At 64.1% G+C, this 14,224-nt stretch carries 14 protein-coding genes; 7 read left to right on the forward strand and 7 right to left on the reverse strand.

Annotated features, from left to right (window positions below):
• Positions 1-33: 33 nt before the first annotated feature.
• From HJ583_RS12340 to HJ583_RS12350, 3 genes are all read left to right on the forward strand, one after another.
• Positions 34-930: a DMT family transporter gene (locus HJ583_RS12340; protein ID WP_170022212.1), complete on the forward strand. Its 897-nt coding sequence runs from the start codon at positions 34-36 to the stop codon at positions 928-930.
• Positions 931-1,052: 122 nt separating this feature from the next.
• Entirely contained in the window at positions 1,053-1,502 is a 450-nt protein-coding gene (locus HJ583_RS12345) for a CBS domain-containing protein (RefSeq protein WP_101940653.1), read from the forward strand.
• Between the two features lie 170 nt (positions 1,503-1,672).
• Entirely contained in the window at positions 1,673-2,611 is a 939-nt protein-coding gene (locus HJ583_RS12350; RefSeq protein WP_170022213.1) for a cation diffusion facilitator family transporter, read from the forward strand.
• Here HJ583_RS12350 and HJ583_RS12355 read toward each other — a convergent pair.
• From HJ583_RS12355 to HJ583_RS12370, 4 genes are read right to left on the reverse strand one after another with little or no spacing between them, the layout of a single operon-like run.
• Positions 2,548-3,444: a DMT family transporter gene (locus HJ583_RS12355; RefSeq protein WP_170022214.1), complete on the reverse strand. Its 897-nt coding sequence runs from the start codon at positions 3,442-3,444 to the stop codon at positions 2,548-2,550. The genes HJ583_RS12350 and HJ583_RS12355 overlap by 64 nt on opposite strands.
• Before the next feature lies 1 nt (position 3,445).
• Entirely contained in the window at positions 3,446-4,333 is an 888-nt protein-coding gene (locus HJ583_RS12360; protein ID WP_235943841.1) for a DMT family transporter, read from the reverse strand.
• A gap of 2 nt (positions 4,334-4,335) precedes the next feature.
• Entirely contained in the window at positions 4,336-4,791 is a 456-nt protein-coding gene (locus tag HJ583_RS12365) for an acyl-CoA thioesterase (protein ID WP_170022215.1), read from the reverse strand.
• Positions 4,792-4,837: 46 nt separating this feature from the next.
• Complete coding sequence (locus HJ583_RS12370; RefSeq protein WP_170022696.1) at positions 4,838-5,917, reverse strand: Eco57I restriction-modification methylase domain-containing protein; 1,080 nt, start codon at positions 5,915-5,917, stop codon at positions 4,838-4,840.
• Positions 5,918-6,062: 145 nt separating this feature from the next.
• Between HJ583_RS12370 and HJ583_RS12375 the strand changes: the two genes are divergently transcribed.
• Positions 6,063-7,526, forward strand: a complete 1,464-nt coding sequence (locus HJ583_RS12375) for a rhomboid family intramembrane serine protease (protein WP_170022216.1) — start codon at positions 6,063-6,065, stop codon at positions 7,524-7,526.
• 67 nt (positions 7,527-7,593) lie between these two features.
• Here the strand turns inward: HJ583_RS12375 and HJ583_RS12380 are convergent, their stop codons facing one another.
• From HJ583_RS12380 to HJ583_RS12390, 3 genes are all read right to left on the reverse strand, one after another.
• The gene (locus HJ583_RS12380) at positions 7,594-9,039 is read right to left on the reverse strand and encodes a hypothetical protein (RefSeq protein ID WP_170022217.1); all 1,446 of its coding nucleotides are present in this window, start codon (positions 9,037-9,039) and stop codon (positions 7,594-7,596) included.
• Positions 9,040-9,213: 174 nt separating this feature from the next.
• The gene (locus tag HJ583_RS12385) at positions 9,214-10,743 is read right to left on the reverse strand and encodes a helicase HerA-like domain-containing protein (RefSeq protein WP_170022218.1); all 1,530 of its coding nucleotides are present in this window, start codon (positions 10,741-10,743) and stop codon (positions 9,214-9,216) included.
• 127 nt (positions 10,744-10,870) lie between these two features.
• Positions 10,871-11,527, reverse strand: a complete 657-nt coding sequence (locus tag HJ583_RS12390; RefSeq protein ID WP_170022219.1) for a hypothetical protein — start codon at positions 11,525-11,527, stop codon at positions 10,871-10,873.
• Positions 11,528-11,649: 122 nt separating this feature from the next.
• Between HJ583_RS12390 and HJ583_RS12395 the strand changes: the two genes are divergently transcribed.
• The 3 genes from HJ583_RS12395 (at position 11,650) to HJ583_RS12405 (ending at position 14,223) form a co-directional block, all read left to right on the forward strand.
• The gene (locus HJ583_RS12395) at positions 11,650-12,378 is read left to right on the forward strand and encodes a YebC/PmpR family DNA-binding transcriptional regulator (RefSeq protein WP_170022220.1); all 729 of its coding nucleotides are present in this window, start codon (positions 11,650-11,652) and stop codon (positions 12,376-12,378) included.
• 63 nt (positions 12,379-12,441) lie between these two features.
• Positions 12,442-13,347: an EamA family transporter gene (locus HJ583_RS12400; RefSeq protein ID WP_170022221.1), complete on the forward strand. Its 906-nt coding sequence runs from the start codon at positions 12,442-12,444 to the stop codon at positions 13,345-13,347.
• Between the two features lie 12 nt (positions 13,348-13,359).
• Entirely contained in the window at positions 13,360-14,223 is an 864-nt protein-coding gene (locus HJ583_RS12405) for a DMT family transporter (protein WP_170022222.1), read from the forward strand.
• Position 14,224: the final 1 nt, after the last annotated feature.

Genomic DNA, 14,224 nt, shown 5'->3' on the forward strand with positions numbered 1-14,224 from the left:
ACAATCACGGCCCCTGCCTGTCCGTCCGCCATCATGCCTGCGCTGCTGCGTCGCCTCGATCAACCGTTGCTCCTGCTGGTCCTGACGGTTCTATTCTGGTCTGGCAACTGGGTGGTCGGGCGTGGCTTGCGGGCCGATGTGCCGCCGGTGGCACTGGCCTTCTGGCGCTGGGTGATCGCTTTTGCCTGCACCCTGCCGTTTGCCTGGCCCTGTCGCGCCCAGGCCTGGCCCGCGCTGCGTGGGCACTGGCCGATCCTTCTGATCCTGGCCCTGCTGGGCATTACCGGTTACAACACCCTGGCCTATCTGGGCCTGCAATACACCACGGCCACCAATGGTGTGCTGCTTAACTCCTTCATTCCGGTGGTGATCCTGGTGCTCGGCTGGGGTTTTCTCGGCAAACCGGTGCATGGGCGTGCGCTGCTGGGCCTTGGTGCCTCGCTGCTGGGTGTGCTGGTGATCGTGGCGCATGGCGAGTTTGCTCGCCTGCGGGGCCTGAGCTTCAATCCGGGCGACCTGTGGATCATGGTTTCGGTCTTCGTGTGGGCGGCCTACACCCTGCTGCTGGTGCGCCGCCCGGCCGGGCTGGAGCCGATGCTGCTGCTGGCCCTGCTCACCGCCATCGGCGTGCTGGGGCTGGCGCCCTTCTACCTGTGGGAGCTGGCGCAGGGGCGCAGCATTCATTTTTCGGCCGGAGCGCTGCTTGGCATGGCCTATACCGGCATCTTTCCGGCCTTTCTCGGCTATGTCTTCTGGAATCGTGCCGTGGCCCAGGTGGGCGCGGCTACGGCCGGCCTCTTCATCCACCTGATGCCGGTGGCTACGCCACTGCTGTCAGCGCTGTTCCTCGGCGAGGCGCCCCGGGTCTACCATCTGGCGGGTATGGGCCTGATCATCGGCGGGATTTTCATCTCTACGCGGCGCGCCTGAAGTCGCCAGCGCCAGTCGTCGCGGACGATTCGGGCAGGTTAAGCAATGTGCGGCGTTCCGCGCTAAAGTAGCCATACGCACCGCAGTGTGCGGCCCCAGAAAACCGTCCAGAGAGCCCGACCATGACTACAGTCCGCCAGATTCTCGACAGCAAGAAGTCCGCCCAGATCATTTCCGTGAGCCCGGCCTCTACGGTTTTCGATGCCCTGACGCTGATGTCCAGCAAGGATGTCAGTGCCGTGCTGGTGCTCGAGAACGAGCGCCTGGTGGGGATCTTTACCGAGCGCGATTACGCCCGCAAGCTGATCCTGCAGGGCCGCAGCTCCAAGGACACGCGGATTGGTGACCTGATGACCCAGAACCTGCTGACCATCTCGCCCTCACAGACGGTGGATGACGTGATGGCGATCATGACCGAGAACCGCTTCCGCCACCTGCCGGTCGTGGAGCGTGGCCAGTTGATCGGTATCGTCACCATCGGCGATGCGGTGAAGGCCGTGATCGATCAGCAGCAGCAAACCATCAAGCAGTTAGCTGGCTATATCTCGGGGGATATCGCGCCTGGCATGTGAGTTTCGTCATCCGCCACTCAGGGCCGCCCGTGGGCGGCCTTTGTTTTGCCCTGAAGATGAGTCTGATTCTCAATACAGCATTGATTTTATTGACTAATTTTTGTTGTGGAGGGATTTGTTGAGTCAAGCGGTGGGATAATCGCCGCCGCTGAAATTCAACCGTGTGCCTCATGAGTCGCAAGAAGAACGTTGCCCTACTTTCCGTTGCTTCCAATACCCTGCTGATCGTTCTCAAGCTGGCGGCAGGGGTGTTGTCCGGTTCGGTGTCGATCATCTCTGAAGCCATTCATTCGATGATGGATCTGGTCGCGGCGGTGATTGCCTTCTTCGCCGTGCGCCTGGCCGATGTACCGCCTGACGAGGATCATCCTTACGGTCACGAGAAGTTCGAAAACGTGTCGGGCGTGATTGAAGGCGTGCTGATTGTGGTGGCCGCGCTGTGGATCATCATCGAAGCGGTACACAAGCTGGCCAGCCCCGAGCCGATGCAGGCGGTGGGCTGGGGTGTGGCGGTGATGTTCGTGTCGGCCCTGGTCAACACCCTGGTGGCGCGCCAGCTCTACAAGGTGGCGCGCGAAGAGCAGTCGATGGCGCTGGAAGCGGACGCCCTGCACCTCAAGGCCGACGTGTACACCTCACTCGGCGTGGGGTTCGGCCTGGCCGCGATCTGGGCGACCGGCTGGCATCAGCTTGATCCGCTGGTGGCGATCGCCGTGGCGCTGTTCATCCTGAAAGAAGCGGTCGAGCTGATCGCCAAGGCCTTCGCGCCGCTGATCGATGCCAGCCTGCCGAAAGAAGAGATCGAGGCGATCCACGCCGCACTGTCCCGCCATGCGCAGGATTTCATCGACTACCACGAGCTGCGCACGCGCCAGTCCGGCAAGATTCGCCATGTCGACCTGCATGTGCGCCTGCACCGCCACACCACGCTGGAGAATGTACATGTCCTGTGTGACCGGCTGGAGACGGAGATCGTGCGTAGCGTCGAGCACGCCAAAGTGCTGATCCATGCCGATCCCTGCAAGCCCGGTTGTGCCTGTAGCGATCAGGCCTTCTTGCGCCCGATCAGCAGCACGCCGGCAATGACCAGCGTTGCGCCGACGAGCTGAATCGTACCCAGCGACTCACCAAGGAAGATCCAGCCAAACAGGATGGTCAGCACCGGGCCGAGGGTGCCGATCATCGAGGTGGGGCCGGCGCCAATACGGCGCATGGCCACCGCGATCAGCCAGATCGGCAGCACCGTCGACACCAGTGCCATGGCGAGGCCCAGTGCATGCACCTGCCAGGGCTGGACGAGATTCGCCAAGGGCCGCATCACGGCGAACTGGGCGAGGCTCAGGAGGCAGGCGATGGTCGAGGCGAAGGCCGCGACACGCGTTGCTCCGAGGGTCTTCACCTCCTCGCCGCTGAGCATCAGGTACAGCGCATACGAAAGTGTGCTGCCGAAGACCAGCGCGCAGCCAAGCAGCACATTGCTGCCAGCGTGGGCCGGATCCAGATCATGGCCCACGGCCAGCGCGATGCCCAGATAACAGAGCCCCATCGGCAGATACAGCGCACGGGCTAGCGGCTTTTTCAGGAACACGGCCGAGAGGATCACCACCAGGGTCGGGTAGATGAACAGGATCAGGCGTTCCAGCGCAGCCGTGATGTAGTGCAGGCCGAGGAAATCCAGATAGCTGGCGAGATAGTAGCCGGTGAGGCCCAGCACCCCCAGCATGCCCAGATCACGATGCGAGAGCGGGCGCGGTTCGCGCCGTGATACCGAGATGCCCATCGCAATGAAGAAGGGCAGGGCATAACCCATGCGCAGCGCCAGCAGGGTTTCGGCATCCACGCCGTAGCGGTAGGCCAGCTTGACGAAGATCGCCTTGAAGGAAAAGCACACCGCACCGAGTACGGCGAAGGCGAAACCAGAGGCCTGGGTCAGACGCAGCATGTCAGCGGTTTTTCGTACGCAGCCAGGCCTGCAGCTCGTTGAGCAGCAGCGCACCGATGACCACGCTGCCGCCCTGCAGGGTCGCCACCGAGGGCACTTCGCCGGCACCGAGCCAGGCCCATAGCGGTCCGAACAGGGCTTCGAGCAGGCCCAGCAAGGCAATCTGTGGTGCGGCGAGGCTGCGCGCTGCGACCACCATCAGCATGCAGGGCAGACCCAACTGGAAGAAGCCGAGGCTGGCGAGGATCAGCAGATCGTGCGCCGTAGCCTCTAGCGGCCAGGCAAACGGGAGCATGGCCAGCGCCGAGAAACAGGCGCCGAGGCATACCGCCGGCACCAGATCCACGGCATGCCCGGAACGCTTGAAGAGGATCACGTTGGTCGAGGCCGCCAGCGGCACCACGAAAGCTACGCCCATGCCGAGCAGATCGCGTGCACTGCCGGCGGCGACCCCGCCGGCGAAAATCCAGGCCATTCCACCAACGGCCAAAGCAATCGCCAGCCAGGTTGCCAGCGCCACCCGCTCGCGTAGCACCAGCCAGGCCAGCAGGGCGGTCACCAGCGGGGTGGCGCTGCTCACGACCAGGGTGTTGCTGGTGCTCGTGAGGGTCAGGGCGAGCATGAAGCAGGAAAAGGTGATGCCCCACATCAGCCCCGAGGCGAGCAGCGAGCGGCTCGGCCGGCGCAGGCTGGCCAGGGCGGCATGGCCGTTGGTGGCGGCCAGCGCGGCGATCACGAAGGGCGCGCAAAAGGCGCTGCGCCAGAAGGTCACCTCGAAACTGCGGGCCGCATCCAGATGGCGCGTCAGCACGCCGGCAATGCTCCACAGCAGGGTGCAGAGCAGCATCACCGCGATCGCGGCTGGGCGATTCAGGCGTCGCGTGAACATCCTCAGCTGCTGCCCAGCAAGGCGTCGATCTCTGCGGCTTCGTCGTCTTCCTCGACGACCGGAAAGCTGGCGCGTACCGAGTCGAGGATGGGCATCGGCAGGCCGGTCTTGAGGTCGATGAAGACCCAGGCGGTTTCAGCGCGGGCCAGCACCTGCCGGTCACTCTCACGCCAGAACAGGTATTTTCGCGTGCTGCTGCGCTCGCCGACGCCAGCCACCCAGGTCAGCAGCGTGATCGGGTCATCCAGCACGGCAGAGCGCAGGTATTCGATGAAGTGCGAGCGGATCACCCAGCTGCAGCGCTCCTTGAAGTAGCGCTCCATCGGCCAGCCCAGATCGGTGGAGTGGGCAATTGCCACATCCTGCATCCAGCGCAGATATTCGATGTTATTGACATGCTTGAGCATGTCGATGGATTCGGGTGGAACCGTGAAGCGGTGGCGGTAGATGCGGGTCATGGCCGGCGGCGGGAAGGAAACATACCGGCTCGTATTGTGCCATGCATCAAGCCGGCAACAGTTCGCGGAAGACCTCTGGCAGCAGGCAGGTCTGCAGGCTGCGCTGGGTGAACAGGAAACGCCCGTCGCAGACGAAGCCCAGCTCCTGCCAGTCGACGGCGGTATTGAGCAGCGCGGTGGCGCGGTCGAGGTCCAGCCCGGCATGGCGCGGGAACAGGGCCAGGATGGAACCATCGAAATTCCGGCAGGGGTGCGTGAAGAAGGGTTGGGCGCGGCGCGTCTTGCCGTTCACATAGATGCGTGGCGCATCGCTTACCGGATGACGCCGGCCCCAGCGCCACCAGTTGCTTTCGTCGAAGGGCTTGATGCGGCGGGCCAGCAGCGGCGCTTTGTGCGCCTCGAGGTGGGGATGCTGGATCTCGTAGAACATGCGCCGGGTTTCGCCGGTTTCGACGCTGCGCGAGCAGACGAAATCGAGATTGCCTTCTGGGTGCGTGAAGATCGCATCCGCGCCAGAGACTGCCCCGACTTTCACGTCGAAGAGCTCGGCCAGTGGCAGGGCATATTCGCCGCGCAGGAACATCAGCTGGCCGTCGACCAGCGCGAAGCTGCGGCCGTCGTGCAGGCGGCGGTCGAGGCGATCCTTCTCGAAGCGGAAGATCGCGCAGTTCGGCACATAGGCGCCGAAGATCGTGCTGTCGCCGGTCTCGATGAAATCGGTGATCGTGCCCTGTTCGAAAATCCAGGCATTGAGCTTGCGCGCCGCGGTGAGCTTGATGAAGTCGCGCGGCACGATGAAGATCAGCTCGCCGCCGGGTGCCAGATGGCGGATGCACTTCTCGATGAAGAACAGGTAGAGGTTGCTGCGCGAATCAAACAGCGCCATGTCCAGCCGCTTGCGGGTCTGCGGCAGGATGTCCTGATAGCGCACATAGGGCGGGTTGCCGATGATGGTGTCGAACTTCTCGCTTGGCGGGTAGGCGAAGAAATCCATCTGCAGGGCGCCGACTGGGGCCACCCGGCCATCCAGCTCGATCGCTACGCAGTCCGGCAATGCGCGCGCAAAGGCGCCGTCGCCACAGGAAGGCTCCAGCACCCGGCCGCGATTGCGCTGCAAGGCCAGCATTTGCGTCACCACGGCGGGCGGGGTGAAGACCTGACCAAAATGTTCGACGGGGTGGAAGGGCACGGCAGCGGCGCGCAAAGCAAAGCGCGCATTCTACTCGCGTGGGTGAGCCCCTCGGCGCGTCACCCGGTAGAATGCCGTCACCATGTTCATGATGCCCTGGATAGCCCGCCTCACCCGCTCGCGCCTGCCGCTGGGGGTGATCCTGCTGGTGCTGATCAATCTCTTCGTGTTCTTCGCCCTGCAATCGCGGGACGAGAAGCGCTACGAGCTGATGGTCGACTACTACGCCGGCAGCGTACTGCCGAACATCGAGTTGCCGGCCTTTGAAGCCCATCTGCGCAAGGAGGGCGAGGGCAAGAAGCTCAAGCGCCTCGAAGCCATGAAGCAGGCCAAGGCCTTGTTCCCGGCCCTGCGCATGATGGAAGCTGACGACAAGTTCATGCGTGCGCTGCATGCCGGGGAGGTGGTCACCGATGCCCATCTGCAGTACGAGGACTGGCTGCGTGCCCGCCACCAGTTCGAGGCCATGCAGGCGCGCCTGTTCACCGAACGTTTCTCTTTCGACGGTGAGCATCCGAAGTGGTACACCGCCATCACCCACCAGTTCCTGCACGGCGATCTGGGCCACATTACCGGCAATCTGGTGGTGCTGATTCTGATTGCGCCGGCGGTCGAAGCGCTGCTGGGCACCGTGCCCTTCCTCGTCGTGTACCTGCTTGGCGGGCTCGGTGCGGTGGGCATGCACTGGCTGCTGATGTCTGGCGCGGCCGGTTCTCTGGTCGGCGCTTCGGGCGCGATATCGGCTGTGATGGGCGCTTTTGCGGTATTGCTCGGGATGCGCCGGATCCCCTTCTTCTATTTCGTGTTCTTCTACTTCGATGTCGTCAAGGCGCCGGCCCTGCTGGCGCTGCCGCTGTGGTTGGCCAACGAGGCGATCCAGTTCGTGTGGTTCTCCGGCAGCTCCAACGTGGCCTATGGCGCTCACTTCGGCGGCCTGCTGGCGGGGGCTTTGCTGGTGCTGCCGCTACGCCGCGCCGCCCTGGCCCGGCTGCAGGCGGCAGACGAGGAGGGGAGCGATGAGGAAACGGCGGACGGCAAGCCGGCGCCACGGCCGGCGGCCGAACTGGCCGTGCTCGAAGCGCGCCGCCTGATGGCTGCGCAGCGTTTTGACGATGCCCGGCGCGCCTACGCGCGGGTGGCGCGGGAAGCTGGCAGTCGCGTTGACTTGTTGCGCGAGAGTCTCAACGTGGCGCGCCTGGCGCCGGCCAGTGCCGAGTACCACGCCATCGTGGCCAGCGCCCTGGCCAGCAAGGGTCAGGATGCAGCCAGCCAGACCCTGGTGCGCGAATGCTTCACGGAATACCTCAAGCAGGCCAAGCCGCGGCCGCAACTGGCGCCCGAGCTGATCGCCGTGCTGATCGAGCGTTTTGCTGAAAGTCGCAGCCTGCCGGAGCTGGAGCGTTGCGCCCGCCTGCTGCAGGCGAGTGCACCGGCGCATCCGGGGCTGGATGTGATCCTGGCTCGCTGCGTGCAGGTCTTGCGTGCAGGTGGGGCCTTGCAGCCCGCGATGGAGATCGCTCAGCTACGCAGCGCAAAGCCCATGTAGGTGCGGCTTCAGCCGCAGCCCCCTGTTCATCTCTCCGGGCTCCGCCGGCTGAAGCCGGCCTTACTTCTCAAGCTGCGGGGGCTGAAGCCGCGTTCTTGCGCATGCGGCGAATGATGTCGCGCAGGCGTAGCGCCTCTTCCACGCGCGGGTGTTGCGGATAGCGGTTGCACAGGGTCAGCAGGAACTTGTCGGCCAGCTCGTCCTTGTGCAGATCGTCGCAGAGGATGCTGCCCCCGAGGAAATACACTTCGGGTAGCAGAGGATGGTTGCGGAACTGCTTGTCGAAGCCGTTGAGGATGTCCATCGCACGCTTCGGCTCACGATTGGCACGCGCGGCTTCGGCCAGCTGCAGCACGTGGCTGGCCTCTTCCAGCCGGAACTCGGGCTGGCGCTCGCGGCAGCGCTGCCAGGCCTCCAGCGCGCCCTTGCCCTGGGCGTTGCGCAACATCAGCGGGATCAGGCGCAGTGAGTGGTTGATCAGGCGATCATCCTTGCCGGCCAGGTGCAGTAATTTGTTGTAGCGCTCCTGCGCGGCGATATTCTGCGGATCAAGGCGCTGCGCCTCGTAAGCGACCTCAAGCGCCTGATCGATCTGTCCCTCGGCAATGAAGGCCGCGATGCGCTCGGATTCCTCATCGCTTTGCGACTTCACCGGGGCCTTGCCGCGCCGGCCCGGCAGTACTTCGACTTCCAGCCCCAGCGCCTCGTGATACTGGTAGAGCACATAGCCCAGCATGTTGAAGGCGATCAGGGTGAAGTGCATGGCGACTGCCGTGATCAGCCAGATCACGCCCGCCAGGGTCGGCTTGATGGCCGGGAAGAAGTTGCGGATGCCTTCCATGGCTGCTTCGAAAGCCACTTCATCCTGCGCCTGGAAGGCCTGCTGGGCAGCCGCCTGGAGAGCCTGCCATTTCATGAACAGCGGCAGCAGCTTGGCTTCGCCCATCTGCATGACGAGGAACATCTGTCCGGCTGACAGGAAGAACAGGAAGACGCACAGCAGCGCATAGGGCTTGCCGACGCCGCTCATGACATCCCAGCTGGCGGCCGGATTCAGGCCGGTGCCGAGACTGCGGCTGACCACCATGGCCATCAGCGCGGCCGGTGTCACCACGGTGACCGCGAAGTTGGCCAGCATGCCCATGGTTTCGCCCAGCAGCGCCGCGATCAGGCCGACGAAGAAGGCCGGGATCACGAACAGGGCCATGATCTTGTAGGGCATGTGGGCCAGCGAATCGTCCGGCAGGGGCGAGTAGTCCGACACCGACAGGCGCCCGACCGAGGTTTCGTGCAGCACGCGGCTGCCGAAGCGCAGCAGGAAGACCCAGGCCAGCAGGGACAGGCCGCCGATCAGCACGACCAGTGCGCCGGGGCTGGTGCCGAAGGCGCCCAGTGCCGGGATGGCCGCGAACACCAGCACACGCCACAGGGCAGAGGGTTGCAGCGGGAACAGGAAGAAGCGCGGGACGCGGGTCCAGAACGGCGCAATCAGGGAAGAGGTGCTGCTGACCATGCTGTGCGCTCCGCGCGAATCCGGGAAACCCCGGATTATGCCTAGCAGGCGCCGCCCTGCCCACTTGGCTTAGGGGCATTCCGGTGCGAGATGCTGCAAATTTCACGCCCCGGCCATGATTTCGGCAGGGGCTTTTGATGCCTTGCCCAGGGGCTCTTGTACCCCGGACTGAGCTCAGCGACGCTTGCCGCCCAGAATGGAGCCGAGTACCCCGCGTACGATTTCGCGGCCGATGGAGCTGCTGATGGTGCGGGTCAGGGTCTTGGCGGCGGTCTGCACGAGGCCGTCGTGCTGACCGCCGCGTGGGCCGGTCTTGCCAAAGAGGATCTCGCCGAGCGCGCCATCTAGCAGACCTCCGCCCGCTTGCCCGGCTGAGGTTCCGGGCGCCGGGCTGCCGACGGGTGCGGCGCCTGTGGCGGGGGCTGCGCCGGCACCGGCGCGCAGCTTCTCGTAAGCCGATTCGCGATCGAGCGCCTCTTCATAGGCGCCATACACCAGCGATCCGTTGATGGCGGCGTTGCGCTCGTCCGGCGTCAGCGGGCCGATGCGCGAAGTCGGTGGCAGCACGAAGGCTCGCTCGACGATGGCGGGTGTGCCCTTGGCGTCAAGGAAGGAGAGCAGGGCTTCGCCAACGCCAAGCTCCATGATTGCGGTTTCGGTGCTGAACTTTGCATTCGCGCGCATGGTTTCGGCGGCCACCTTGACGGCCTTCTGGTCGCGCGGGGTGAAGGCGCGCAGTGCGTGCTGCACGCGGTTGCCGAGCTGACCGAGGACTTTCTCGGGCACATCGAGCGGGTTCTGGGTCACGAAATACACGCCTACGCCCTTGGAGCGGATCAGGCGCACGACCTGCTCGATCTTGTCGACCAGGGCTTCCGGCGCATCCGAGAACAGCAGATGGGCCTCGTCGAAGAAGAACACCAGCTTGGGTTTTTCCAGGTCCCCCGCCTCGGGCAGGTTTTCAAACAGTTCGGCGAGCAGCCATAGCAGGAAGCTGCCATACAGCTTGGGCGAGTTGTAGAGCTTGTCGGCGGCGAGGATGTTGATCACGCCGCGGCCCTGCTGATCGGTCTGCATCAGGTCGGCGATGTTGAGCATCGGCTCGCCGAAGAACTTGTCGCCACCTTGCTCTTCCAGCGTAAGCAGGCCGCGCTGGATCGCGCCGACGCTGGCCGCCGAGACATTGCCGTAGTCGGTGGTCAACTCGCGACCGTGCTCGCCGACCCACTGGACCATGGCGCGCAGATCCTTGAGGTCCAGCAGGAGCAGGCCGTTGTCATCGGCGACCTTGAACACGATCTGGAGCACACCGGCCTGGGTCTCGTTCAGTGACAGCAGGCGCGAGAGCAGCAGCGGACCCATGTCCGAAATGGTGGCGCGCACCGGGTGGCCTTGCTCGCCGAACACGTCCCACAGCGTGGTGGTGAATTTTGCGGGCTCCCAGTCCGTCACGCCCAGCGCATCCAGGCGCTCCTTGAGCTTGGGTTTGAGTTCGCCCGCTGCGCCGATGCCGGAAAGATCGCCCTTCACGTCGGCTAAAAAGACCGGCACACCGATGCCGGCAAAGGACTCGGCCAGCTTCTGCAGGGTGACTGTCTTGCCGGTGCCGGTTGCGCCGGTGATCAGGCCGTGGCGGTTGGCAAACTGGGGCAGCAGGGCAAGATCAAGTTCGCCGCTGCGGGCAATGACGAGGGGCTTGGACATGGGTTCTGGCCTCGGAAAGAGTGAGCGTATTGATACCTGCGGAATGTAATCCCCGCTGTTGCAGACTGCAAAAAAACGGGCGCGATGAACGCGCCCATAAGGGGGAAAACCGGGAGGATACGAGCGGCTATTCCTTGCAGCTCGCGGTGCATTGTTCGAAGGCGCTCTGGCAGTTTGCGGCGCGGCCACAGCTGTAGAGCTTGTTGCCGCACGCCAGGGTGCAGTTGTTCCACTGTGGCGTGGCATTCGGCGCATCGAGCTTGAGTGCGTTACCGCTTGTTTTTGCCTTGGCCTTGGCGGGCTGGGCGCCGGAGCAGCCGGCGAGCTCCAGGCTGCGTGCCGGGCCCGGCACCAGCGGCCAGACTTCCGGCGAGAGCTCCAGATCGCTCTGGATGGCTTCGACGCCGGCGTTGCCCTTGAGCAGGCCGGAGCGTTGCAGGGTGTCGAAGGCCCAGCAGTCGGCGCGCTTGACTTGCTCAGTGCTGCGCTCGCGATCAATCGGCTGGCCCAGGCGGGTGATCGCGCAGGCGTGGGCATAGAAGAAGGCGCGGGTCTCGGGCAGCAATTGCGGCATCAGGCTCGGGTTGTAGGTGATCACCCGGTTGCCCTCCACCAGCAGGACGTCGACCAGTTGCGGCAGGGCCGGATCTGCTTTGCTGGCGACCGGGCGATTCATGCCGTCGGTGCAGCCGGCGAAGCTGAAGTTGACGGTGGGGGCGGCCAGCGCATGGGCGCTGCCCAGGCACAGCAGCAGGCTGGCGAACAGGTTGAACAGGGTTTTCATGACTTTCTCCGGCGGATGAACTGAATCTAGCAGGGAAACCCTGCTCCTTCGGCTGGCTGACTGATAGGCGGCTGTATAATCCGGACCTTTGCAAATCCAGCCTAATTTAACAGGGGAGCACCATGGCCGGTCATTCCAAATGGGCCAATATCCAGCACCGCAAGGGGCGTCAGGATGCCAAGCGGGGCAAGGTATTCACCAAGCTGATCAAGGAAATCACCGTTGCCGCCAAACTGGGCGGCGGCGACCTGGGCAGCAATCCGCGCCTGCGCCTGGCCGTGGAAAAGGGCAAGGCCGAATCCTTGCCCAAGGACAACATCGAAAACGCCATCAAGCGCGGTACCGGCCAGCTCGAAGGCGTGGTGTATGAAGAAGCGCGCTACGAAGGTTACGGCATTGGCGGCGCGGCAGTGATCGTGGATTGCCTCACCGACAATAAGGTGCGGACCGTGGCTGATGTGCGCCATGCCTTCTCCAAGTACGGCGGCAACATGGGCACCGATGGCTGCGTGGCCTTCCAGTTCAAGCACTGTGGCACCTTGCTGTTTGCCCCGGGCACGAATGAAGATGCACTGATGGAGGCTGGCCTCGAAGCGGGGGCGGAAGATGTGGTGACCAATGATGACGGTTCGATCGAAGTCATCACCGGGCCCTGGGAATTCACGGCGGTGAAGGAGGCACTTGAGGCTGCAGGCTTCAAGGCTGAATTCGGTGAAGTCACCATGAAGGCGCTGAACGAAACCGAACTGGGGGCGGAGGAGAGCGTGCGCATGCAGAAGCTGCTCGATGCGTTGGAATCCCTCGACGACGTGCAGGATGTGTATACGTCTGCAGTGATGGACGAAGCCTGATCCCTCGTTCATGCTTTGCCCGGAAGGCGGCGCATTCTGCGCCGCCTTTTGTTTGGAAGCCGAATGCCCCTGACTCCGTTGCTGCTCGTTCTGCTGGCCGCTTTGATTCATGCCAGCTGGAATCTGATTGCCAAGAAATCCGGCGGCGATGCACGCTTTGCCGTGCTGACCTGCCTGACGCTGGCTGTGGTGTGGGCACCGCTGGGGGCCTTCATGGCCTGGCGCGATGCCGGTGCTTACGGAACGCTGCAGTGGGCCCTGATCGTCGCCAGTGGCGTGCTTCACATCGTCTATTACCTGTGCCTGCTGCGGGGCTATCGGCTGGGTGATCTGTCGGTGGTGTACCCCCTGGCGCGCGGCACCGGGCCGCTGATCACGGCACTGGTTGCAACGAGTTTCATGGGCGAGAGCCTGCGTGCGCTGGGCTGGTTCGGGGTGGCGGGAATCGTTGGTGGCACTTTGCTGATTGCGGGGGGCCCTGCCCTGTTGAGCAGGCTGCGCGCCCAAACCGACTCGGTGTCCGAGCAGGCACGGCTGCGCGCCGGTCTCGCGTACGGCGTATTGACGGGCGTTTTCATTGGCGCCTATTCCTTGCTGGATGGCTATGCCGTCAAGCATGCAGCGGTGTCGCCGATCCTGCTCGACTACCTGGGGAACCTGGCGCGCTTGCCACTCTTGCTGGGCTTGATGCTGCTGACCCAGCGTGAAGCCGTGATGAGCCTGCCGGCGTACTGGCGCCAGATGTGGAAGCCGGCCTTGCTGGTCGGCGCGATTTCTCCGGTGTCGTATGTCATGGTCTTGTACGCAGCGACCATGGCGCCGCTGTCGCAGGTCGCACCGGCGCGTGAGTTGTCGATGCTCTTTGCTGCCTTGCTGGGCGGCCATCTGCTGGGCGAGCGCGATGCCCCCATCCGCCTGCTCGGCGCAAGTTTCATTGCGCTGGGTGTGCTGCTGCTGACCCAATCCTGAACCGGAATCATCATGCTTGAACGTTTGCTGGCCCCCGTCTTCGTCCTGCTCTGGAGTACCGGTTTCATCGGTGCGAAATTTGGTCTGCCTTATGCCGATGCGCTGCATTTCCTGAGCGCCCGCTATGTGCTGGTGATCGTCTTCATGGGGCTGGCGGCGTTGATCTTCCGTGCTCCCTGGCCGCGCGACCCGCGCCGGGTGCTGCACATTGCGGTGGCGGGTGTGCTGATCCAGGCGACCTATCTGGGCGGGGTTTTCGTGGCCATCCAGCAAGGTCTGCCAGCAGCGCTGACCAGCCTGATCGTGGGCTTGCAACCCATCCTCACCGCGCTGGCGGCCGGCATCCTGCTGGGCGAACGGGTCAGTGGCCGCCAGTGGCAAGGCCTGGCTTTGGGTTTCATCGGTGTGCTGCTGGTGGTGAGCAATAGCCGCAACCCAGGCCTCAATCAGGCCTGGCAATGGTCAGCATTGTGGCCGGCGGCGATTGCGTTGCTGGGCATCACCTTGGGCACGCTGTACCAGAAGCGTTTCTGCCCGCATTTCGATCTGCGCAGCGGGGCGGTGATCCAGTTTGCCGCCAGCCTGCTGGTGACCCTGCCGTTGGCCCTCAGCTTTGAACCGCGCAGTATCGAGTGGACGGGTAGTTTCTGGTTCGCGCTGCTGTGGCTGGTGCTGATGCTGTCGGTGGCGTCGATCAGCGTGCTGAATCTTTTGATCCGGCGCGGCTCGGTGGTGAAGGTGACGAGCCTGTTCTATCTCACCCCGGGCGTGACGGCCTTGTGCGCCTGGCTGCTGTTTGACGAGCGCCTCGGCGCCTTGGCCCTGCTAGGCATGGCGCTGGGCGCCTTCGGCGTGTGGCGCGCTCGCGCCAGCTGAG

This window comes from Uliginosibacterium aquaticum (assembly GCF_012972705.2).
Lineage (GTDB): Bacteria > Pseudomonadota > Gammaproteobacteria > Burkholderiales > Rhodocyclaceae > Uliginosibacterium > Uliginosibacterium aquaticum.

Bases quoted from the DNA above. Each gene is read 5' to 3' on its own strand.
- HJ583_RS12355 (WP_170022214.1), bottom strand. From the start codon at position 3,444: ATGCTGCGTCTGACCCAGGCCTCTGGTTTCGCCTTCGCCGTACTCGGT.
- HJ583_RS12380 (WP_170022217.1), bottom strand. From the start codon at position 9,039: ATGGTCAGCAGCACCTCTTCCCTGATTGCGCCGTTCTGGACCCGCGTC.
- HJ583_RS12375 (WP_170022216.1), top strand. From the start codon at position 6,063: ATGTTCATGATGCCCTGGATAGCCCGCCTCACCCGCTCGCGCCTGCCG.
- HJ583_RS12360 (WP_235943841.1), bottom strand. From the start codon at position 4,333: ATGTTCACGCGACGCCTGAATCGCCCAGCCGCGATCGCGGTGATGCTG.
- HJ583_RS12400 (WP_170022221.1), top strand. From the start codon at position 12,442: ATGCCCCTGACTCCGTTGCTGCTCGTTCTGCTGGCCGCTTTGATTCAT.
- HJ583_RS12390 (WP_170022219.1), bottom strand. From the start codon at position 11,527: ATGAAAACCCTGTTCAACCTGTTCGCCAGCCTGCTGCTGTGCCTGGGC.
- HJ583_RS12350 (WP_170022213.1), top strand. From the start codon at position 1,673: ATGAGTCGCAAGAAGAACGTTGCCCTACTTTCCGTTGCTTCCAATACC.
- HJ583_RS12395 (WP_170022220.1), top strand. From the start codon at position 11,650: ATGGCCGGTCATTCCAAATGGGCCAATATCCAGCACCGCAAGGGGCGT.
- HJ583_RS12365 (WP_170022215.1), bottom strand. From the start codon at position 4,791: ATGACCCGCATCTACCGCCACCGCTTCACGGTTCCACCCGAATCCATC.
- HJ583_RS12370 (WP_170022696.1), bottom strand. From the start codon at position 5,917: ATGCTGGCCTTGCAGCGCAATCGCGGCCGGGTGCTGGAGCCTTCCTGT.
- HJ583_RS12340 (WP_170022212.1), top strand. From the start codon at position 34: ATGCCTGCGCTGCTGCGTCGCCTCGATCAACCGTTGCTCCTGCTGGTC.
- HJ583_RS12405 (WP_170022222.1), top strand. From the start codon at position 13,360: ATGCTTGAACGTTTGCTGGCCCCCGTCTTCGTCCTGCTCTGGAGTACC.
- HJ583_RS12345 (WP_101940653.1), top strand. From the start codon at position 1,053: ATGACTACAGTCCGCCAGATTCTCGACAGCAAGAAGTCCGCCCAGATC.
- HJ583_RS12385 (WP_170022218.1), bottom strand. From the start codon at position 10,743: ATGTCCAAGCCCCTCGTCATTGCCCGCAGCGGCGAACTTGATCTTGCC.